This is a genomic window from Burkholderia sp. MSMB1826 (genome assembly GCF_001526325.1).
Taxonomy (GTDB): Bacteria; Pseudomonadota; Gammaproteobacteria; order Burkholderiales; family Burkholderiaceae; genus Burkholderia.
The window spans coordinates 65,225-87,158 of sequence record NZ_LOYN01000016.1 but is presented as its reverse complement, the minus strand read 5'-3'; the positions used below and the strand labels follow the sequence as shown (position 1 = coordinate 87,158).

The window sequence follows — 21,934 nt, the reverse complement described above, 5'->3', positions numbered from 1 at the left end:
ACTCTTGCGGCCGAAATCGGACTGGGCTGATCGTCACACGCGTTTTCTGCCGCTAGGATGGCGATGCGTCGTCGGTATGGCATCGACCGCGCACGGTTTCCATGACTCACGGTACACATGGCCGGGAAGGCAGCGACCATTCGCGCGCTAGCGCCTTGCCTCATCCGCCCCGCATGGATTCCGGTCACTTTCAGCCTGGTCCGATTGGACGACACGGACGGTGAAGGTAAGCTGTCCTGACATAGTGCCGGTGATGGTCGTTGCGTTCCGGCCGGGAGCCGGCTGAGGCGCGGGCGTTTGGTGGTGGCCGGTGGGCGCGGCCACGACAGAGATGGGTGATGGTGTTGAAACGTACACGCTGCCAGATGCGAACACTGAACGCTCGCCCCTCAGTCCGTCGTTCCCGTTGCCGGGAAGGCGGCATGCACGGCGTCGCGATCGCGTCGCGCGAATGCGCATGCAGTGCATCCTCGAGCCGCAGCGGCGCGGCCTTCCATCGGATCGCAGCCTTGCGTTCTCCCTTCCCACGATGGTCTCCGGTATCGCCGCATGCGAGCGGCGTTCGTTTTTCTTTCTTCCAACACACCCGCGATGCGTGCGCTTCGACGCGGCGTGGCGGGCCGGCAGGCGCTACGGTTTGCGGCAAGCCCGCGTACCGGCTCGTTTCAAGTGCCTGCACCGGCTCACGCCCGCCCCACGCACACCGGTCAGACGCATGCGCCGTAAAGCGCCCACCCGCGTGTAGGACTGGCCCCACGACGATCACGCAGCGATTCAGCCCCGGACGACAGATTCGGACGCGCCCGATCCCTACCATGCTTTCAGTTACCCAACACACTGAAAGGAGTAGGGACATGAACAAGACGTACCGCAATATCTGGAACGCCGCGACGGGCACGTGGACGGCTGTCGCCGAAACGGCGAAATCGCATTCGAAGGGCTCGGCGCGCGTGGCGCGCAAGGCGGTGGTTGCGCTCGCGCTGGGCGGCGCGGGTGTCGGCGGCGCGTTCGCGGCCGATGCTTGCACGACAGCGGAAGGCGAGAATGGTGCGCTCGACGCGGCTGGTGTATGCAAAGTGAGCAGCCCGATGAGCACTCGCTCGATCGGTACCACGGCTGCGCTCGACGATGCGTACATCAAGGTTACCAGTGGAGGGGCAGGCGCTGCAACGGCCGGTGGAGGCGCATCGATGGCGATAGGCGGAGCGGCTAACTCAGCTGGAGCGAACTCCGTTGCAATGGGATATGGGGCAAACTCGACGGCGGATCGCTCTATTGCGATTGGCTCGGGAGCAGTAGTTACCACGACTGGAGATAGCGGAGTAGCTATTGGGCGACGTGCAAGCGCTACGGCAGCCAATAGTGTGGCGCTGGGTCAGTTGACTGTGGCCGACCGCGCGAATTCCGTATCGATTGGCTCTAGTACGTTGCAGCGCCAACTGGTGAACATGGCCGCCGGCACACAAGCCACCGACGCCGTGAACGTGTCGCAGCTCTCCCCTGTCGTCACCGCACTCGGCGGTAACGCGTCGATCGACCCGACCACCGGTGCGGTAACCGGCCCGACGTACACCCTCGCGAACGGCGGCACGCAGACCACCATCGGTGGCGCACTCGGCGCGCTCGACGGCAACATCACGACCATCAACAACAAGCTCGCCGCGGCCGTGACCGACGATTACTTCAAGGTCGACACTTCGTCGGGCGCCACCGCCGCACAGGCAGCCGGCAGCGCGATGGCCGTCGGCGCGAATGCGCAAGGCACCGGCGTGGCCGCGACGGTCGTCGGCAACAACACCGTCGCGAACAGCCGGAACAGCTCCGCGTTCGGTTTCGGCGCGGAGGCGATCGGCGGGACCGGCACCACCACGGGCGCAGCCACCGCAGTCGGCGCGTACGCATCGGCCTCCGGGTTTCACTCGTCCGCGCTCGGCGTAGGTGCGGTCGCGTCGGGTTCGGAGTCGGTCGCGCTCGGCGTCAACTCGCGTGCCGACCGCGACTACAGCGTTGCAGTCGGTAACGCCACGCAACAGCGTCAGGTCATCAACATGGCCGCCGGCACGCAAGCCACCGACGCCGTGAACGTGTCGCAGCTCGAACCCGTCGTGACCGCGCTCGGCGGCGGCGCGTCGATCGATCCGACCACGGGCGCCGTGACGGGCCCGACGTACACGCTCGTGAACGGCGGTACGCAGACCACCGTCGGCGGCGCGCTCGGCGCGCTCGACGGCGAACTGACGACGGCCAAGGGCGACATCACGAAGAACGCGACCGACATCACGAACATCAACAACCAGCTCGGCGATCTGACGAGCGGTACGATCGGCATCGTGCAGCAGGCGAGCGCAGGCGCGGATATCACGGTCGGTGCAAGCAACGACGGCGAGGCCGTGAACTTCACGGGCACCGCGGGCGAGCGCAAGCTGACGGGCGTCCGGGATGGCGAAGTGTCGATCACAAGCAAAGAAGCCGTCAATGGCTCGCAGCTGCACGGCGTGGCGGATAGCGTCGCGTCGGCGATCGGCGGCGGCTCGACGGTCAACCCCGACGGCTCGATCACCGCACCGAGCTTCACCGTCGGCGACGGCAACGGCGGCACGACCGTCGTTCACAACGTCGGCGACGTCGTGACCAACCTCGACGGCCGCGTGACGACCAACGAAGGCGACATCGCGAAGCTCGCCGACCAGATCGGCAACGGCACCGTCGGCCTCGTCCAGCAGGATGCGACGACGCGCACTATCACGGTCGCGAAGGACACCGACGGCAAGATCGTGGACTTCACCGGCACCGCGGGCGATCGCAAGCTGACCGGCATCGAGGCGGGCGACGTGACGGCGACGAGCAACGACGCCGTCAACGGCTCCCAGCTGCACGGCGTGGCAGACAGCGTCGCGTCGGCGATCGGCGGCGGCTCGACGGTCAACCCGGACGGCTCGATCACCGCGCCGAGCTTCACGGTCGGCGACGGCAACGGCGGCACGACCGTCGTCCACAACGTCGGCGACGTCGTGACGAACCTCGACGGCCGCGTGACGAACAACGAAGGCGCGATCACGACGATCAACAACCAGCTCGCGGCAGGCGAAATCGGCCTCGTCCGGCAGGACCCGACGACGGGCGCGATCACGGTCGCCGCGAGCACGGGCGGCACGTCGGTGAACTTCGCCGGCACGGATGGCCCGCGCACGCTGAGCGGCGTCGGCAACGGCGTGAACGACGACGATGCGGTGACGATCGCGCAGCTGAAAGCGACCGGCCTGATCGACTACACGGGCAAGGAACTCGGCGCCGTGGTGTACGACGGCATCGATCTCGACAGCGTGACGTTCGGCGGCGTGGGCGGCACGGCGCTGCACAACGTGGCGCCTGGCCTGATCGCGTCGGGCAGCATGGACGCGGTGAACGGCGGCCAGCTGTACGCGATGCAGCAGGACTTCGCGCTGCAGTACGGCCAACTGAGCGGCCAGATCGGCGACCTCTCGAATCGCGTCGGCGACCTCGAGACGGGTAGCGGCTCGGGCGGTGGCTCGGGTGGCGGCATGGGCCCCGGCACGGGCACGGGCGGCGACGGCTCGCTCGTGGTCGGCGAAGGCTCGAACGCGTCCGGCGAGAACAGTTCGGCCATCGGCCAGGGCTCGGTCGCCACGGGCGACAACGGTACGGCCGTCGGCCAGGGCTCGGTTGCGTCGGGCGACAACGGCACGGCCATCGGCCAGGGTTCGAGCGCAAACGGCAACGGTTCGGTCGCGATCGGCGCGGGCTCGAAAGCGGACGAAGCGATGACCGTTTCGTTCGGCGACGGCACCGACGAAGGCAACCGCCGGCTCGTCAACATCGCGGACGGCGTCAATCAGACGGACGCGGCAACGAAGGGCCAGCTCGACCGCGCGATGGAATCGGTGGACCAGCGCTTCGGCGAAACCAACCGCATGATCAACGACGTCGCGAAGAACGCGTACGCCGGTGTGGCCGCGGCGATGGCGATGCCGAACCTGACGCCGTCGCAGCCGGGCAAGACCGTCGTCGCGGTCGGCGCCGCGAACTACAAGAGCGGCTCGGCGGTGGCGGCCGGCGCGACCTACCGGACGCGCGACGGCAAGTGGCTGATGAACGGCGCGCTGTCCGTCACGTCGACGGGCGATGCGGGCGTGCGCGCCCAGATCGGCTACGAGTTCTGATCGACCGGCTCCGCGAATCGACTCGATTCGATTCTCGGAGCCACGGAGCGAGAGCGGAGGGCGCGATCCCTCCGCCTTTTCGCCCGACGGCCGATGGCGGTTCCTTGCGAGCCGCCATCGGCCGTCGGCGCGAGGGCGTCATCGCGGGGCCGCGAGGCCGGCCGCGAGTACGCCCTCACGCCGGCGCTCAGCAGGCGTTTATGCAGAACGACGAAACGCGCCCCGCATGGTGCGGCGCGACCATCGAGACCAATATGATGAAGAGCTTCCCCATACGCGTGATCATTGCCGACGACCATCCGGCCGTCGTCATCGGCTCCCAGTACGAACTGTCGGCGTCGAGCACCGTGTCGGTCGTCACGACCGCGCACGATTCGACGGCGCTGATGGAGGCGCTCGCCGCGCATCCGTGCGACGTGCTCGTATCGGACTACGCGATGCCCGGCAACGAATACGGCGACGGGATCACACTGTTCAGCGCGATCCTGAAGCGCCACCCGAACCTGAAGATCGTCGTGATGACGATGCTGGAGAACGCGGTCGCGCTGCGCGCGCTCATCGATCTCGGGATCCATTGCCTCGTCAGCAAGTCGGACATGACCAACCATCTGACGATGGCGATTCACGCCGCCTATACGAACGGCCGGTATCTGTCGCCGTCGATGGATCGCGCGCTGCGCCAGCTCGGCGCAGGCGGCGGCAAGACGCCCACGCTGTCGGTGCGCGAGGCGGAAGTCGTGCGGCTGTTCGCATCGGGGCTGTCGGTCAACGAGATCGCGGACAAGCTGAACCGCAGCAAGAAAACCATCAGCACGCAGAAAAGCTCGGCGATGCAGAAGCTCGGCCTCGAGCGCGACGTCGACGTGGTCCGCTATGCGATCGCCTGCGGCCTGGTCGCCGACCCCGGCAGCGCAGCGCTGCCGGCCGACTCGACGTCCTGACGGCACGGCATCGTTCGCCGGCCGACTGCTGCCGCTCACCGGCCGCTGCGCCGACTGCCAGCGGCGGCCGCAGCAGGTCGCGCGCCGGCGTGCCGGCGCCGACGCCGGCGGCGCTCACGCGTCGACGCCCGGATTCCCACCGGCGGCTTCCCCGCCCGCCTCTTCCCCGCCTTCCCCGCCTTTCCCCTCGCTACCCGACGCGGCCACGATGCCGTTCTCGATCGCGTAGCGCAGCAGGTCCATGTCCTTGTCGATCCCGAGCTTCTGCATCGCGCGCGACTTCTGCGTGCTGATCGTCTTCTTGCTGCGGCTCAGCTTGTCCGCAATCTCGTTGATCGTCATCCCCGACGCATACAGCCGCACGACCTCGATCTCGCGCGTGCTCAGCGCGGGCGCCTGATCGACGAAACGCGCGCTCGAATGTGCGGACAGCGTGCGCACGACCTTTTCGACCGACGGCGAATAGTAGGTGCCGCCCGTCGCGGCTGCGTGAATCGCCGGAATCAGGTGATCGACCGTATCGGATTTGCTGACGATGCAGCCGATGCCGAGCCGCACCAGCGCGCCGACGACGGCCGCGTTGTCGAGCATGGTCAGCACGACCAGCTTGACGTCCGGATAGCGGCGCTGAAGGTAGGAAAAGAGCGCCGTGCCGTCGCCATGCTCGTTCGCGGGCATCGCGTAATCGGACACGAGCACGTCGCACACGCCGTCGTCGAGCAGGCGAATCAGCTCGGTCGAATTGCCGGCCTTGCCCGCGAGATGGATCGTCGGCACCGACGACAGGCCGTGCTCGACGCCGACGAGCATTGCCGGGTGGTCGTCGGCCAGTACCACGCGTATCTGATAGCTTCCCATAGTCGTCCGGGGTTCACCGCTGTCGAGGCGGCGAACGGCCGCCCGGTTGCCGGCGCCGGCGCGGCTGCGCGTGGCCGGATCTGGATTCGGCGCTATCTTCGCACGAAACCGGGGCGTGATCCACGAATCGGGAGCGGGCCACCGCCGCCCGCCATGTCCCCCAAAAGAAACAGGCCGCCGGCTCTCGTGGAGCGGGCGGCCTGAAGCCTGCCGGAGAAAGCCTGCACGCGACGATTCGGTCGCGTGCAGCCCGTGCACCGGTTCATGGCCGGCGCCGGCATGAGAGGCGCCGGCTATCCGGCACCCCGCGATGCGTTACTGCACGTCGAGGCGAATCTCGACGCGGCGGTTCTGCGCGCGGCCTTCTTCGGTCGCGTTCGACGCGACCGGGTCCGACGCGCCGAGACCTTCGGCCACGAACGAGCGTGCCTGCAGCCCGTTCGCGCGCAGGTAGTTCACCACGGTGCGCGCACGCGCTTCCGACAGCGTGCGGTTGTGCGCCGCGCTACCGGTCGAATCGGTGAAGCCGGTCACGGCGACGCGCGCGAACGGCACGCCGCGATTGACCGCGAGGAAGCGGTCGAGATCGTTGCGGGCCCGCGACGTCAGCACCGCGCTGTCGGTCGCGAAGTTCGCGTCGCCCTGCAGCAGCACCTGGCGTTGCTGCACCGGCTGCGGCGCGGGTTGCGGTTGCGGCTGGGCCTGCGGCGCGGGTTGCGCGACCGGCTGCGGCTTGCCGCACATGAACGTGATCTCGCGCGGATCCTTCATCGGCGCGCGGCTGTACACGCGGTCGATCATCTCCAGCGGCGTGAAGCCCTTGCCCTGGCAGAATTCTTCCGCTGCGCGGGCGCACGAATTGGCGCTGCCGAGCAGCCCGTCGCAGCTCACGCGGAACGCGCGGTCCGGCTGGCCCGGCACCGATACGGCGCGAATGTCGTAGGTCAGTCCCGATTGGGTCGTACAGGCGCCGAGCGCCATCGCGATCGCGCCGACCGACGCGGCGCGCAACAACAGAGTTTTCATGGTCATGATGAAACGTCCGCCCGAAGGCGGACGCCCGATTTGAATTGGAATGAACGGAATGCGTGACGCGGTAGCGCACGGGCGAAGCGGCGCGAGCCGCCCCGCCCTATGCGATTACCACTGGTACGACGCACCCACGCCGACGGTATTGCCGCCGCTCGACAGACCCACGCCGGCCTTCATCTTCAGGTTCTGCGTGATGCGGGCTTCGCCGCCGAACGCCACTGCCTGATAGCCCTTGTAGGTCGCGCCGCCGACACCGAACGACAACGTCTTGCCCGGATCGACGCCCGGAATCATCGTCAGCGCGGTGGCTGCCGCGATACCCGAGTACGCGTTCTTCGACACGTCGTTGATCTGCCCTTGCAGACCGCCGACCGCGCGGTCGAGCTGACCCTTCGTCGCCGCATCGCTCGCATTGATACCGTCCGCGATGTTGACGATTCGACGGTTGCCGTCGTCGGTGCCGTTGCCGAACGAGACCGTGTTGGCTTCCGTGGCCACCGAGCCCTGGCCGATCGCGACCGAGTTGCCCGCGCCTGCCGCGACGCTCGAACCCTGGCCGATCGCCGTGCTGCCTTCGCCGCGCGCGCTCGAACCGGAGCCGATCGCGGTGCCGTTCGATCCGCCGACGTTCGAGCTGGAGCCGATCGCCGTGCCGTTGTTCACACCGTCGCTGATCGACGAACCCGAACCGATGGCCACGTTGCCGTTGCCGTTGCCCGGGTCTGCCGGCACGATCTTGCCGCCATCGCCGGCCGTGCCGCCGACGAGGTCGCCGCCACCCGAGCCGCCGCCCGAGCCGCCACCGGAACCGCCGCCCTGTTCGAGCTGAACCACGCGATCGTCCATGCTGCCGATACGATCGCTCAGTTCGGTGCGCAGGTCGGACAACTGCCCGTAGTTCACGGCGTCGTACGTGCTCGTGCCGTTCGCGACGTTCGTCAGCACCACCGGCGCCGCCGCCGAACCGCCGAGGGTCACGGAGCCATAGTTCACCGTACCGTCGCCGTTCAGGTCGTAACGCACCGCTTGCGGATCGGTCGCGCCGTACGCAGCCGCGGCCTGGACAGCCTCGGAAACGGTCTTGTACTTGTAACCGTTCACCTCGATCGCCGTGCCCGCCAGCTTGCCGTCCGCGTCGACCGTCGTGCCGCCGCCGATCGCATCCGCCACGCTCTGCGCCGAGCCGTACAACTGCGAGCCGTTGATCGCGTCCGTGCTCGCCGCGCTCACCGCGCCTGCAGCCACGTTCGTGATCTTCGTGCCATTCGCACCGCCCAGCGTGATCGAGCCCTTCTGCGCATCGTCGTAGCCGACCGCCAGCGACGTCAGGTTGCCGTTGGCGTCTTCGCCGACGAGGCCGGTCGACTTCAGCTGCGCCACGTTCACCGCATCGTGGTCATCTACACCGTCGGCCACGTTCGACACACGTACCGGCGTACCGTCGTTACCCAGCTTCACCGCCGTCTTGGTGCCGTCCGTGTACGTCAGCGCCAGCGATTCGCCCGTCGTCGGGTCGATCACGCCGCTGTTCGACAGTTGGTCGCGCAGATTCGAAATGCCGTCCGCGTTGGCCTGCGTGCGGCCATCCAGGTTCGTCAGCGCATCGCCGACGTTATGCACGTTCGTGCCGCCGACCGTGTAGGTCGGCGCCGTGACCGTGCCGTCCGGGTTCACCGTCGAGCCGCCACCCAGCGCACCGGCCACGCTCTGCGCGGTGCCGAACAGTTGCGAACCGTTGATCGCGTCCATACTGGTTGCGCTCACGGCGCCTGCCTTCACGTTCGCGATCGTCGTGCCGTCCACACCGGCCAGCGTGAGACTCGACTTCGTCGCGTCGTCGTAGGTCACCACACCGTCCACCGGTGCGCCGCCGCTCGCCGCTGCCGCGTCGATCGCGTCGGCCACGTTCGTGTAGTCCTTGCCGTTGACGGTGTACGTCGGCTGGACGATGCTGCCGTCCGCGCCAACCGCAGCACCGCCGCCGAGCGCGCCCGTCACACCGGCGAGCTGGCCGACGTTGACGGCATCGGTCTTCTGCGTACCGGCCGCGACGTTGATGATCTGACGCTCCGCGCCAGCGCTGCCGATCGACAGCGCGTTGCCGCGGTTCGCGGTCGAGCCCGCACCGAGTGCGATGCCGCCGTTCGCGCCGGCCGCAACCGATGCGTTCGTGCCAAGCGCAATCGCGTCGGCGACGTTGAGCGCAACGGTCGCACCCGTACCCGCGGCAATCGCGTTCGTCGTTCCGGCGAGCGCCTGCGCGCCGTTGCCGAGCGCGATCGAGCTCTGGCCGATCGCTTTCGAGTTGCTGCCGACCGCGAGCGCGTTGTCCGCGTTCGCCTGGACGTGCGCGCCGAGCGCCACGGCTTCCTTGCCGTTCGTCTGCGCGTCGGAGCCCATCGCTACCGCATACGGCTGACCGTTGCCGGTCTGCGCGAAGCTGCCGATCGCAACCGAGTTGTCGGAACCCGCGAGCGCTTGCAGGCCGATCGCGGTCGCATTGCTGCCGCTCGCGACGGACGCCACGCCGACGGCGATCGCCGATGCGCTCGCCGGATCGCCGCCGTTGAGCGACGCGTAGTTGTCGACACGCTGGCCGTCGATCGCGACGAGCGGATCGGTCGCATCGTTGACACCGATGGACTTCGCGCTCAGCTCGGCGATCTTCTGGTCGGTTTCCGACTTCAGCGTGGTCGTCAAGCCGTTCAACGCCGAGTAGAGCTGCGAACCGTTGATCGCGTCAGTGCTGCCCGCGCTCAGGTCGCCCGCCGCGACGTTGACGATCTTGCGCTCGTTGCCGATGCTGCCGACCGACACGGTGTTCGCCTGATTCGCGACCGAGTTGAAGCCGATCGCCACCGCGCCGTTCGCGCTGGAGCGCGCACCGGAGCCGAGCGCCAGCGAGTTCGGACCCGACGACGATGCGCCCGAGCCGATTGCAACACCCTGTGCACCGGTTGCCAGCGCAGCGGTACCCGTTGCGTTGACCTTGATGTAGCGCAGGTCGATCCCGCCGTTGGTCAGGTCCTCGCGGAGATCGGACAAGCCGCTCGTGAGCTGGCTCACGTTGACCGCGTCGGTATCCGCCGTGCCTGCAGCCACGTTGGATACACGGACCGGCGTACCAGCGTTACCCAGCTGCACCGCCGTCTTGCCTGCGTTCGTGTACGTCACCGCCAGCGATTCGCCCGTCGTCGGATCGATCACGCCACCTTGCGACAGCGAGTCCTTCAGATCGCCGATCGACTGGTTCGTCGCGAACAGCTGCGAACCGTTCACCGCGTCCGTGCTCGTCGCCGACAGCGCGCCTGCCGCCACGTTCTGGACCGTCACCGGCGTGCCGGCGTTACCCAGCTGAACCGCCTTCTTGTCCGCGTCCGTGTACGTCACCGCCAGCGATTCGCCCGTCGTCGGGTCGATCACACCGCCGTCCGACAGCTTGTCGCGCAGGTCCGACAGACCATCCGAGTTCGCTTGCGTACGGCCGTCCAGGTTCGTCAGCGCATCGCCCACGTTGTGCAGGTCCGTGCCGCCGATCGTGTAGGTCGGGGGCGCGATCGTGCCGTCCGGGTTCACCGCCGAACCGCCGCCCAACGCGCCCGCCACGCTCTGTGCCGTGCCGAACAGTTGAGAACCGTTGATCGCGTCCTTGCTCGTCGCGTTTACGGCGCCCGCCGCCACGTTCGTCAGCGTCGTCCCGTTCGCGCCACCCTTCAGCGCGATCCGGTCGAAGTTCGCCGAGTCGTCCGCGTTCTTGTCGTAAGTCACCGCCAGCGAAGCCAGGCCGGAACCCGGGTTCGTCGGATCGATCGGTGCGATCAGGCCCGCGTCCTTCAGCTGCGCCACGTTCACCGCATCGGTGTCGTCCACACCGGACGCAACGTTCTTCAGTTGAACCGGAGCCGTCGCACCCGCGCCACCCAGCGTGACCTGGTTCTTCGCCGCGCTGTCGTACACCACCGCCAGCGATTGGCCCGTCGTCGGATCGATTGCGCCGCCATTCTTCAGCGAATCGCGCAGATCGCCGATGTCTTGGTTCGTCGCGAACAGCTGCGAACCATTCACCGCATCCGTGCTCGTCGCCGACAGCGCACCTGCTGCCACGTTGTGGATCGCCACCGGCGTGCCCGTGTTGCCCAGCGTGATGCCTGCCTTCGTCGCGTCGTCGTACGTCACCGCCAGCGACGTCAGGTTGCCCTGACCATCGTCGCCAACGAGACCCGAGCCCTTCAGCTGACCAAGGTTCACCGCGTCGCTGTCACCCGTTGCGTCAGCCACGTTCGTCACCTTCACCGGACCATTGCCGTTGCCCAGCGTCACCGAGCCGTAGTTCGGCGTGCCGTCAGCGTTCTTGTCGTACGTCACCGTTGCGCGTGTATCGCCGTTGCCGTCGACCAGACCGGTATCCGCCAGCTTGTCCTGCAAGTCGACGATATCGCTCTTGTTCTGCGCCGTACGGCCGTCCAGGTTCGTCAGCGCATCGCCCACGTTGTGGTAGTCCTGCTTCTGCGATGCATTCGTCGGATCGGTCAGCGAGTACGTCGGGTTCGTCACGTTGCCGTTCGCGCCGACGGTCGAGCCGCCACCCAGCGCATCGGCCACGCTCAGTGCCGTGCCGTACAGCTGCGAACCGTTGATCGCATCCGCGCTCGTCGCCGACACTGCGCCTGCCGCCACGTTGTGGATCGACACCGGCGTGCCGGTCTTGCCCAGCGTCACGCCCGACTTCGTATCGTCGTCGTACGTCACCGCCAGCGATTCACCCGTCGTCGGGTCGATCAGGCCGCTCTTGGTCAGCGTGTCTTCCAGCGAACCGACGCGCGTGTTCGTCGCGAACAGCTGCGAGCCGTTCACCGCGTCCGTGCTCGTCGCCGACAGCGCGCCTGCCGCCACGTTCTGGACCGTCACCGGCGTGCCGGCATTGCCCAGCTGCACCGCCTTCTTGTCCGCGTCCGTGTACGTCACCGCCAGCGATTCGCCCGTCGTCGGGTCGATCACACCGCCGTCCGACAGCTTGTCGCGCAGGTCCGACAGACCATCCGAGTTCGCTTGCGTACGGCCGTCCAGGTTCGTCAGCGCATCGCCCACGTTGTGCAGGTCCGTGCCGCCGATCGTGTAGGTCGGGGGCGCGATCGTGCCGTCCGGGTTCACCGCCGAACCGCCGCCCAACGCACCCGCCACGCTCTGTGCCGTGCCGAACAGTTGCGAACCGTTGATCGCGTCCGCGCTCGTCGCCGAAGCGGCACCTGCCGCTACGTTGCGGATCGACACCGGCGTGCCAGCGTTACCCAGCTGAACCGCCTTCTTGTCCGCGTCCGTATACGTCACTGCCAGCGATTCGCCCGTCGTCGGATCGATCACGCCGCCTTGCGACAGGGAATCCTTCAGATCGCCGATCGACTGGTTCGTCGCGAACAGCTGCGAGCCGTTCACCGCGTCCGTGCTCGTCGCCGACAGCGCGCCTGCCGCCACGTTGTGGATCGACACCGGCGTACCGGCGTTGCCCAGCGTCACGCTCGTGTGACCCGCATCGTCGTAGCTCACTGCATCCGCAGACGAGCCGCCTTGCGAGGCCGCCGCCTTCAGCGCGTCCTCGACGTTGTCGAACGTTTCGGTACCGATCGTATAAACCGGCGCAACGATGCTGCCGTCCGCGCCCACGGTCGCGCCGCCGCCGAGCGCGTTCGTCACGCCACGGAGCTGGTTCACGTTCACCGCGTCGGTTCCTTGCGTACCGGCCGCCACGTTGATGATCTGACGCTGCCCCACGGTGCCGCCGCCGACCGACAGCGCATTGCCGCGGTTCGCGACCGAACCCTGGCCGAGCGCGATGCCGCCGTTCGCGGTCACGCTGGTGTCCGCGCCGAGCGCGAGTGCATTCGTCACGTTGCGGGCGACGTTCGCGCTCTTGCCCATCGCGATACTGCTCGTCCCGCCCGCGTTCACGCGCGCGCCGTCACCCATTGCGATCGAGCTCTGGCCGAGCGCAAGCGTGTTGTTGTTACCGACCGCCAGCGCGTTGTCCGCGTTGGCCTGCACGTGCGCGCCGATCGCCACGGCCTGCGTGCCGTTCGTCTGCGCATCCGAACCCATCGCGACCGAATAGTCCTGACCCGCGCCCGTTTGCGCGAGGCTACCGATCGCGACCGAGTTGTCCGAGCCCGCGACCGTCTGCAGACCGACCGCGATCGCGTTCGAGCCGCTCGCCGCCGATAGCACGCCGATCGCGGCAGCCGTCGACGTCGCCGGATCGCCGCCGTTCAGCGATGCGATGTTGTCGCCGTTCTGGCCTTCGATCGCGACGAGCGGCGCCGTGACGTCGTTGATCCCGGCCGACATGCTATTGATGCCGAACAGGCCCGCCGTGTTGCTCTCGAGCGCCTTCGTCTTCGCGTCGAACGTCGACGACAGCGAGTTCATCGCGGCATAAAGCTGCGAACCGTTGACCGCGTCCGTGCTGTTCGCATCGACGTCGCCTTCCGCGACGTTGACGATCTTGCGTTCGTTGCCGATGCTGCCGACCGACACGGTGTTCGCCTGCGTCGCGACCGAGTTGAGGCCGATTGCAATGGAGTTGAGGCCGGACGAACGCGCGCCCGTGCCGATCGCAAGCGAGCCATTGCTGGTCGCGTTCGCGTTCGAGCCGATCGCGACAGCGTTCGTGCCGATTGCGTTCGCCTGCGCGCCCGTCGCATTGACCTTGATGTAGCGCATGTTGAGGGTGCCGTCGGCCAGATCGTTGCGGATGCTGTCGACGGCGTCGGTCACCTGACCGACGTTCGCCGCGTCCGTCCGCGCTGCGCCGTCGGCCACGTTCGACACGCGCACCGGCGTGCCGGCATTGCCCAGCGTGATGCCTGCCTTCGTTGCGTCGTCGTACGTCACAGCCAGCGACGTCAGGTTGCCCTGACCGTCGTTGCCAACGAGACCCGAGCTCTTCAACTGGCCGACGTTCACAGCATCCGTATCTTCCGTGCCGGCGGCCACGTTCGTGATCTGGCGCTGCTGCGTGGCCGAGCCAACCGAAACCGTATTGTTGCGATTCGCGGTAGCGCCCGAGCCCAAAGCGACGGAATTGGTCACGTTCTCATCGATTCCGGCCTGCGAGCCAATCGCGACGGAGTTGGTTGCCCCAGTCTCCACGTTGGCGCGATCGCCCAATGCAATGGAGCTTTGAGCTTGTGCGGAAGCCATATTGCCCATCGCCGTCGCGGCATTATTGGTCGCAGCACTGCCACGGCCAACACTCACGGCGCCGGTTCCGTTTGAGTTGGCGCTATTACCGAGTGATACCGACGACAATCCTTGCGCGCTAGCGTTTGAGCCAATGGCGACCTGATGTGTGTAAGTGCTATCTCCACTGACTCCAGCGACGGCACCGCTCCCGATAGCAATCGAATTGATCGTGTTCGCCGATGCGTCATCCGCCCCATTGACCTTGACGAGCCTGTTATCGACGGCTGCCGAGAGCCTGTTGTTGATCGTCGTGATGTTGCCGTCGAGCGCCGTCAGCGCACCGCCGACGGTCGTCTGACGGCCGCCGTTCGCGAGGGTGTACGTCGGGCCCGTGACGGCGCCGGTCGTCGGGTTGATCGACGCACCGCCGCCGAGGGCGGTCACGACCGGCGTGAGCTGCGACACGACAACGGCGTCGTTCGCTTGCGTGCCGGCCGCCACGTTGACGATCTGCCTCTGTGCATTCGATCTGCCGACCGAAACGGTATTGGCGCGGTCAGCAACAGCGTTATAGCCCAGCGCAACCGCGCCGTTTGCCGAAGCATTCGAACTGTTTCCGAGCGCGGTCGCATTTTGCCCAGTCGCGCCCGCGGAGCGACCCAGTGCAGTCGCATTTTGAGCCGTCGCGCTGGCGCCCACACCGACAGCCACCGTCTCGGTGCCCGTTGCCCTCGAAATCGTACCGATCGCCACCGCGTTCTGCGACGCACTCGCCAGTGCACCGCCGCCGAGTGCGACGTTGGACAGGCCACTGGCCGTGGCCCCGGCACCGATCGCCGTCGCGCCATTTCCCGCGGCCGACGTTCTGGCCGCGGCATAACTGCCGCTGTTGACATCGATATAAGGATTGTCCGCCGCCGCGATAGCGGCATTCATCTGCGCCAGGTTAACGGCGTCGTTCGCCTGCGTACCGGCGGCTACGTTGACGATCTGTCTCTGTGCAGTCGTCGTGCCTACCGATACCGTATTGGCTCGATCGGCACGGGCACCACTACCCACCGCAGTCGAACCATTGGCCGAAGCAACCGCGCCTTGTCCCAGCGCGGTCGCACCTGTCGCCGACGCACTTGCAGCGCGACCCAGCGCGGTCGTATAGCTGTTCGACGCATTGGCGCCCACGCCCACCGCGACTGACTCCATAGCGGATGCCCTAGCGAGCGTGCCGAGCGCTACCGCGTTGTCCGCGGTTGCCGACGCACTACCGCCGAGCGCCACCGCAGACGTGGCGTTGGCGTTGGCGCCCGCACCGATCGCGGTTGCGCTACTTCCCGCCACAGCAGCGGTGGCGGGTGCATACACCCCGGTTCGAACCTTGATATACGTATCGTCGAGCGCCGCCATCGTCCCGATCGAATCCGTGCTCATCGTGCCCATCGGCATCAGCGATTTCGTGCCGGTGATCGGCGTCTGGATCACGCTGTCGTCGTCGGCCTTGCCTTCCGCGCCGTCGGACACACCAACGACATCCGCCGCCGACGCGCCACCGATCGCCATCCCGCCCAGTGCGACGGCGGCGAACGCCTTGCGCGCCACGCGCGACGATCCCTTCGATTTCGAGCGCGCCGTTTCTTCGGCCGCTGCCCAAGTACCCGTCGTGGCATTCCAGACGGTCCGGTAAGTCTTGTTCATGTTGATTGCCTCATGTGCAAAAGAGAGTGAGACGAAGCCCGTGTTACACGAGGCAATATATTTTTCGCGGGCAATTTCGATAATCAGACGTCTGGATACACCCCAAGTATTTTTATAGGACCCGTCTGAATATGACGATGCCTGACAATTCTGCGAGGAAAACGCGACATGCACGCTTCGCCGCATCGTCGTTTCGTTTGACACGCGCCCGCCTCGGGCCGTATAAACGCAGCTCTCGGCGACTTTCAAAAAATAGGACTAGTCCTAGCCATCTGCGTCAATTGTTTCGGACTGCCCTACATACCGATGGCCCCGCCATCTCGATAATTGGCTCGTTCCCCGAGCCGGCAGCGCAATCGCCTGCCATCCCACACGGCTTACGGATATCGCTGCGCATCGCGGATCGCACCCGGTCTTCGCCGGACGACCCGCACGCGCCACCCGATCTGTGCATTGATTTCACGGTATTCGTCCCATGCCCATCCGAAAACTCTTTGCGTCCACCACCGATGCCGGCGCGCCGTTCGCGACGATCGACGGCGAAGCGCGCGACCTGAGCCTGCTGAACCGCTACCAGCGCTTCACGCTGTACGGCGGGGCCGCGGTGCTGTCGCTCGTGATCCTGTTCGCGACGAGCATCCTCGTCGCCGGATCGGTGCGCGACTACATCTCGAAGCGCCGCGAGCTGTTCGAGACACACAAGGCGCTCGTGCAGCTCGAGATCGACGCGAAGCAGGCGTCGATGCGGCGTGCGGTGATCAATGCGGAACTGCTGTGGAACAGCCACCCGCGCCACGCGCGCAGTGCGGTGGACGCGATCGTGCGCGACGGGCACGTCGTGCTGGCGCCGCTGAGCAACGTCAGCGAGATCTTCGCGGCCGCGACGCCCGCCGCCGCGGCCAGCGGCGAAATCGACGCGTACGTGCAGTTGATGGAGCGTCTGACGATTTCGGTGGCCGCCGCCGAGCGGCAATCCGGCATGCCGATGTCCGGTTATGCGTACAGCCCCGATCGCGGCGTGATCGCGATCACGCCACCGCCGTCCGTGCCCTATCGCGACGTGCTGGCGCGCATCGGCGTGCCCGATACGGGCGCGCTGATCGATCGCCTGGCCCTCGACGCCGCCGACTGGTCGAATCCGTCCATCGCCCGCTACTGGCGCGACACGCGCCGCATCGCATGGCAGGCGCCATCGATCGATCCGCTCACGGGCAAGAACGTGTTCCGCCTCGTCGAACCGGCCTTCGAAGGCCAGCGGCATTTCATGACCTTCGTCAGCGACCTCGACGTCGACGTGATCGACGACCGGCTGAAGCAGGCGCCCGAGGACGCCGTCGTGATGCTGGTCGATCATGCGGGCAACATGCTGTTGAACGAGGACCGCACGCGCGAATCGATCGACGGCGGCGCGCTGATGCGTCACGCGCTCGCCGAAAACGCGTGGCGGCGCGGCTTCGACCGCTTCGACGAGAGCTACCTGCATGGCATCTTCACGATCAGCGACCGGCTTTCGAATTCCGGCCTCGCGATCGTCTACGCGTATTCGTGGCGCACGATCGCGATCGCGATCTGGCCGACGATCGTGCGCGAGTTCGGCGTGGCCGCACTGATCCTCGCCGTGTTGTGGACGCTCGTGATCATGTTCGACCTGAAGGTGCTCGCGCCGCTGTTCCGCCGCTCGCGACGCGTGTTCGACAGCGAGCAGATGAGCCGCGCGATCATCGCGACTTCGCCTTTCGGCATCGCGCTCGTGTCGCTCGGCACGCGCGACGTGCTGCTGCGCAACCGCATGCTGGAACTGTACGAGCGCGAGGCCGGCACGCCGCCGCTGCACGAGCGCCTGCTCGCGTGCTACCAGGCGCGCGCCGGCGGCGCGCCGGTGCTCCTCGACGTCGAGCTGCCGTTGACGCTCGGCGACGGCCGCACGCGCGATCTCGTCGTCAACTTCGTGCGCGGGCGCTACCGGGGCAAGGACACGCTGCTGTGCAGCTTCTCCGACATCACGACGCGCGCCGACGCCGAGCGCGCACTCGACAGCGCGAACCGCGCGAAATCGACCTTCCTCGCGACGATCAGCCACGAGATCCGCACGCCGCTCAACGCGATGCTCGGCAATCTCGAGCTGCTCGACAAGGCACCCGATCCGAGCCGGCAGAAGCTGCGGCTGCACGCGGTCACGTCGGCCGCGCGGATGCTGCTCGACATGCTGAACAATGTGCTCGACATGACCAAGATCGAGGCGAACCGGATGACGCTCGAAGCGACGAGCTTCCGCATCGACGAGCTGATGCGCGACATCGTCGACCTGTTCGAGCCGATCGCCGCCGCAAAGGGCGTCGTGCTGTGCACGGAAATCGACCCGCGCATCGCTCGCCCGTACATGGGCGACCCGATGCGGGTGCGGCAGATCGTCGTCAATCTCGTCAGCAATGCGATCAAATTCACCGATCGTGGCTCGATTGCGTTGTCCGTTTCCGCGTCTGGCGCCGACGCGACGCCCGTGACGATCCGCGTCAGCGATTCCGGAATCGGCATGACGGCCGCGCAACTCGAACACATCTTCGAGCCGTTCGCGCAGGCCGACGCGTCGACCGCGCGCCGCTTCGGCGGCACCGGCATCGGCCTCGCGCTGAGCTGCAAGCTCGCCGAGTCGATGGGCGGCAGCATCGCGGCCGACAGCGTGCCGAACATCGGTTCGACGTTCGTCGTGAAGCTGCCGCTGCCGTGCGACGACGCGCCGGGCACCCCGCACACGGGCGCGGAAGCCGACGCGCCGAACCTGCGCGTGCTGTTCGTGGACGACAACCCGGTGAATCGTGCACTGGTGCACGATCAGCTCGACGTGCTCGGCTACCGCGCGGATCTCGCCGCGAACGTCGCGGATGCGCTGGAACTGATCGGGCGCAACGACTACGCGGTCGTGATGACGGACCTGAACATGCCGGGCCTCGACGGCTATACGTTCGCACGGGTGCTGCGCGAGCGCGGCCACCGCGCGCCGATTCTCGCGGTGACGGCCCACGTCGAGCCGGACGAGCAACACCTGGCGCTGGACGCCGGCATCGACGAGATCGTCACGAAGCCGACCTCGCTGAAATCGCTCGAACAGGCTATTGCCCGATACACGGGTGTGCGGCGCGACACACGACCGGCGGCGAACGCGCTGTCGTCGGCGGACGGGCCGCTGCCGGGCGAACTGCACGCGGTGCTGTCCGACGCGATGCTGCGCGCGAATGCCGCGATCGTGCGTGCACTCGAACACCGCGACCTGAAGCTCGCCCGCACCGAGATTCACAGCATGCGCGGCGCGTTCGCGATGATCGGCGAACGCGATATCGCGGACAGTTGCGCGACGCTGGAGCGGTTCGCGATCGCCGGCGACGCCGCGGCGTTTGCCCGGGAGTTCGAGCGTTATCGACGGGAAGCCGGGGATGCGCTGGCGCGGCGGGCCTCGGGAAGCAAAGATGGCGAAATGCGATCGCCGCACCCAGGAGCATCGATGCGGGCCTGATTCGGCACGGCTCGATTTTCAAACCGACGACAGGAAATGAACAACGGCGCCGAGTGGCGCCGTTGTTTGTTACGCGCTTCCGATCAGTATGTCTGCAGGAATGTGCAGTCCCGCATGCAACTTGCGGATCATCGCGAGACTCAGCGCGCGCCGGCCAGCCAGCACCTCGTACACGCGATTGCTATTTCCGATGTATGGCTGCATGTCGGGAACCGACAAGCCAGCCTGATCCATCCGGAACTTGATCGCATCGATTGCGCTCGGCGCCTTTATGGGAAAGTGCTCGTCTTCGTAGCGCTCAATCAGGATTGCCAGAATCTCCAGCTCGTCACCTTCCGGCGTGCCAGGTGCCGGATCCGCGTCAACGAGTGCGGACACTGCCTTCAGCGCGGCATCGTAGTCGGCCTCGGTTCGAATCGGGTGAATGTCCATTTCGTTACTCCATTTCCACGGTTGCCGCATCGACCTTGTCGTATTCGGCATGCGTGCCGACAAACTTCACGTACACCACGCCGATCTGATAGGCCACCGCGACGATCAACCGAAATGCGTTGCCTTTGATATTAAAAACTACTCTGTTCCTTCCGACAAAGCTCGCACTCGCGTACTGGTCCTTTATGTGCTGAGGCGTCTTCCAGTTCGCCTTCAACGCTTCCGCGTACCACGCCAGCAGTGGCTGTTCGGCCACCGCATGGCGCGCGATGAAGTTCAGCAGGGTCCTTTTGGCAACGATTCGCATTTGAGTAAGTATAGTCCCATTTTGGGACTTGCGCAATCTGGCTGTTACGCGTGCAGAGAGCATTGCCCTTCGAAGCTCAGGAATACCGCCGGCGGTCACGCCGGTCGGACGCTACGACGACTTGCTACTACGTCTCGGTTTTGCCATAAAGGCCGGCCACGAAGTCGACGAACGCGCGCAGCTTCGGCGCGACATGGCGTGCTTTCGGATAGAGCGCGTAGTACTTGCGCTTCGCCAGCGTGTAATCGGGCAGCACGTGCACGAGACGGCCGCGCTCGAGGTCGCCGCGCACGGTGAGATGCGTGAACGCGCCGATCCCGAGGCCGGCGACGGCCGAGGCGTGAATCGCGGTGATCGCATCGAGCCTCAGATAACCGTCGAGCTTGACGGACACGGCCGCGCCGCGTGACGACGTGAGCTGCCATGCGCCGCCGTCCTCGCGCCCGCTGTAGGGCAACAGTTCATGGGCGTCGAGTTGCGCGGGCGTTCTCGGCAAACCACGGCGCGCAATGTAGGCAGGAGAGGCGACGAGAATCTCGTCGGAGACGGCGAGCGTTCTCGCCACCAGGTCGGAATCGGGAAGATCGCTGCTGATGCGCAGCGCGACGTCGAAGCCTTCGCCGACCAGATTCGAGAACCGGTCGCTGCACGATACGTCCAGACGAATATCAGGAAAACGGCGATGGAAAGCGGGCAGCCAATCCGGCATCTCCAGCGTGCCGATCGACAGCGGCATGCTGACGCGCAACGTGCCGGACGGCTTGCGCGGGCTGTCGGCGACGGCTTCCGCCGCCGCTTCGACCCGATCGAGAATCTCGACGCACGACGCGTAATAACGTTCGCCGGCCGCCGTCAATGCGACGTTCCGCGTGTTGCGATTGACCAGTTGCACGCCGAGCGACGCTTCGAGCAGCTTCAGCTGACGCGATACGGTCGAATGGGTGGTATCGAGGCGCGCGGCCGCCGCGGAAAAGCCGCCGGCTTCCACGAGACACCGATAAACGCGCATTGCGAACAATTGATCCATGGTGGAGCGCAGCGTGATGGCGGAACCGGCGCAGGTCCGGCCGTGCCTTCATGCGGGCACGACCGCGTACGCTTAGCGAACCGGCAGCGCGACGATCTCCGACGTGGACTTCACGTCGCCGAAGGTATCTTCGATCTCCGCGAGCGCCGCGCGATGCAGCGTGTCCTTGTCGACCGTCTCGCCGTTTGCCCGGGCGATGCTCCGGGTGGCGGAGGCGTCCGATGCTACCACGACCTGGTAGCCGAGCGGCACCGCGTCGCGCGCGGCGCCGGCGACGCATGCATGCGTCATCAGGCCGGCGATCACGATCGTCTTGATGCCGTCGTCCTTCAGGCGGCGGTCGAGATCCGTACTGGCGAACACGCTGACCGTATCCTTCTGCAACACGGTGTCGGTGGCGCGCGGCGCCATCTCCGGAATGAACTTCACCGTCTCGCCGTCGCGCGCGAACACCGCCGAGCCGGCCGGCGTGACGTGCTGGACCTGGAACACGCGGATGCCATTCTTGTCCGCGAATTCGATCAGGCGGCGCGTATTGACCATCGCGCGCTGCACGTCGGGAATCGGCATCTTGCCGTTCAGATATTCGTTCTGGAAATCGATGACGACGAGCGCGGTCGACTTCGGATCGATGCGGTCGATCGGTTGCGCGCCGGCCATGGCGCGAATCGTCGGCGTGGCCGGAAACGCCGGCGCGGCTTCGCTCACCGGCACGATGGTGGCGGCGGAAGCGAGGACGACGAAGCGTGTGAGCGTGCGAAGCGAGAATGCAAACATGAG

Annotated in this window: 11 protein-coding genes and 1 pseudogene; 4 read left to right on the top strand and 8 right to left on the bottom strand. The window is 66.6% G+C overall.

Annotated features, from left to right (window positions below; all coding sequences use genetic code 11):
- The first annotated feature begins 338 nt into the window (after positions 1-338).
- Both WS95_RS10100 and WS95_RS10095 read left to right on the top strand, forming a co-directional pair.
- The gene (locus WS95_RS10100; RefSeq protein ID WP_441294157.1) at positions 339-4,181 is read left to right on the top strand and encodes an ESPR-type extended signal peptide-containing protein; all 3,843 of its coding nucleotides are present in this window, start codon (positions 339-341) and stop codon (positions 4,179-4,181) included.
- Between the two features lie 254 nt (positions 4,182-4,435).
- A complete protein-coding gene (locus WS95_RS10095) occupies positions 4,436-5,122 on the top strand; it encodes a response regulator (RefSeq protein ID WP_059823732.1) in 687 nt (228 codons plus the stop codon).
- A gap of 114 nt (positions 5,123-5,236) precedes the next feature.
- Here WS95_RS10095 and WS95_RS10090 read toward each other — a convergent pair whose 3' ends face one another.
- The 3 genes from WS95_RS10090 to WS95_RS10080 form a co-directional block, all read right to left on the bottom strand.
- Positions 5,237-5,980 carry a response regulator transcription factor gene (locus tag WS95_RS10090; protein WP_059823665.1) on the bottom strand — a complete coding sequence of 248 codons (744 nt, stop codon included), beginning with the start codon at positions 5,978-5,980 and terminating at the stop codon, positions 5,237-5,239.
- 315 nt (positions 5,981-6,295) lie between these two features.
- Positions 6,296-7,012: an OmpA family protein gene (locus WS95_RS10085; protein WP_059823663.1), complete on the bottom strand. Its 717-nt coding sequence runs from the start codon at positions 7,010-7,012 to the stop codon at positions 6,296-6,298.
- Between the two features lie 108 nt (positions 7,013-7,120).
- Positions 7,121-14,095 carry a YadA-like family protein gene (locus tag WS95_RS10080; RefSeq protein ID WP_257139703.1) on the bottom strand — a complete coding sequence of 2,325 codons (6,975 nt, stop codon included), beginning with the start codon at positions 14,093-14,095 and terminating at the stop codon, positions 7,121-7,123.
- Between the two features lie 316 nt (positions 14,096-14,411).
- Between WS95_RS10080 and WS95_RS35705 the strand changes: the two genes are divergently transcribed.
- A complete protein-coding gene (locus WS95_RS35705; RefSeq protein WP_257127951.1) occupies positions 14,412-14,546 on the top strand; it encodes a hypothetical protein in 135 nt (44 codons plus the stop codon).
- A gap of 71 nt (positions 14,547-14,617) precedes the next feature.
- Here WS95_RS35705 and WS95_RS35700 read toward each other — a convergent pair.
- Positions 14,618-15,877 (bottom strand): annotated as a pseudogene (locus WS95_RS35700) (YadA family autotransporter adhesin); the annotation flags it as partial.
- Between the two features lie 475 nt (positions 15,878-16,352).
- On the opposite strand from WS95_RS35700, the gene WS95_RS10070 reads away from it, so the two are divergent.
- On the top strand, positions 16,353-19,388 hold the full coding sequence (locus WS95_RS10070; RefSeq protein WP_059823658.1) for a sensor histidine kinase: 3,036 nt from the start codon (positions 16,353-16,355) through the stop codon (positions 19,386-19,388).
- Between the two features lie 69 nt (positions 19,389-19,457).
- Here the strand turns inward: WS95_RS10070 and WS95_RS10065 are convergent, their stop codons facing one another.
- The 4 genes from WS95_RS10065 to WS95_RS10050 all read right to left on the bottom strand — a co-directional run bounded on the left by WS95_RS10065 (position 19,458) and on the right by WS95_RS10050 (position 21,931).
- Positions 19,458-19,820, bottom strand: a complete 363-nt coding sequence (locus tag WS95_RS10065; protein WP_059823656.1) for a helix-turn-helix domain-containing protein — start codon at positions 19,818-19,820, stop codon at positions 19,458-19,460.
- 4 nt (positions 19,821-19,824) lie between these two features.
- Positions 19,825-20,127 carry a type II toxin-antitoxin system HigB family toxin gene (locus WS95_RS10060; protein ID WP_059823654.1) on the bottom strand — a complete coding sequence of 101 codons (303 nt, stop codon included), beginning with the start codon at positions 20,125-20,127 and terminating at the stop codon, positions 19,825-19,827.
- Between the two features lie 127 nt (positions 20,128-20,254).
- Positions 20,255-21,154 (bottom strand): LysR family transcriptional regulator, encoded by a 900-nt coding sequence (locus WS95_RS10055; protein WP_059823652.1) that lies wholly within the window; start codon positions 21,152-21,154, stop codon positions 20,255-20,257.
- Positions 21,155-21,226: 72 nt separating this feature from the next.
- On the bottom strand, positions 21,227-21,931 hold the full coding sequence (locus tag WS95_RS10050; protein WP_059823651.1) for a cysteine hydrolase family protein: 705 nt from the start codon (positions 21,929-21,931) through the stop codon (positions 21,227-21,229).
- Positions 21,932-21,934: the final 3 nt, after the last annotated feature.

Bases quoted from the DNA above. Each gene is read 5' to 3' on its own strand.
- WS95_RS10100 (WP_441294157.1), top strand. From the start codon at position 339: ATGGTGTTGAAACGTACACGCTGCCAGATGCGAACACTGAACGCTCGC.
- WS95_RS10095 (WP_059823732.1), top strand. From the start codon at position 4,436: ATGATGAAGAGCTTCCCCATACGCGTGATCATTGCCGACGACCATCCG.
- WS95_RS10090 (WP_059823665.1), bottom strand. From the start codon at position 5,980: ATGGGAAGCTATCAGATACGCGTGGTACTGGCCGACGACCACCCGGCA.
- WS95_RS10085 (WP_059823663.1), bottom strand. From the start codon at position 7,012: ATGACCATGAAAACTCTGTTGTTGCGCGCCGCGTCGGTCGGCGCGATC.
- WS95_RS10070 (WP_059823658.1), top strand. From the start codon at position 16,353: ATGCCCATCCGAAAACTCTTTGCGTCCACCACCGATGCCGGCGCGCCG.
- WS95_RS10065 (WP_059823656.1), bottom strand. From the start codon at position 19,820: ATGGACATTCACCCGATTCGAACCGAGGCCGACTACGATGCCGCGCTG.
- WS95_RS10060 (WP_059823654.1), bottom strand. From the start codon at position 20,127: ATGCGAATCGTTGCCAAAAGGACCCTGCTGAACTTCATCGCGCGCCAT.
- WS95_RS10055 (WP_059823652.1), bottom strand. From the start codon at position 21,154: ATGGATCAATTGTTCGCAATGCGCGTTTATCGGTGTCTCGTGGAAGCC.
- WS95_RS10050 (WP_059823651.1), bottom strand. From the start codon at position 21,931: ATGTTTGCATTCTCGCTTCGCACGCTCACACGCTTCGTCGTCCTCGCT.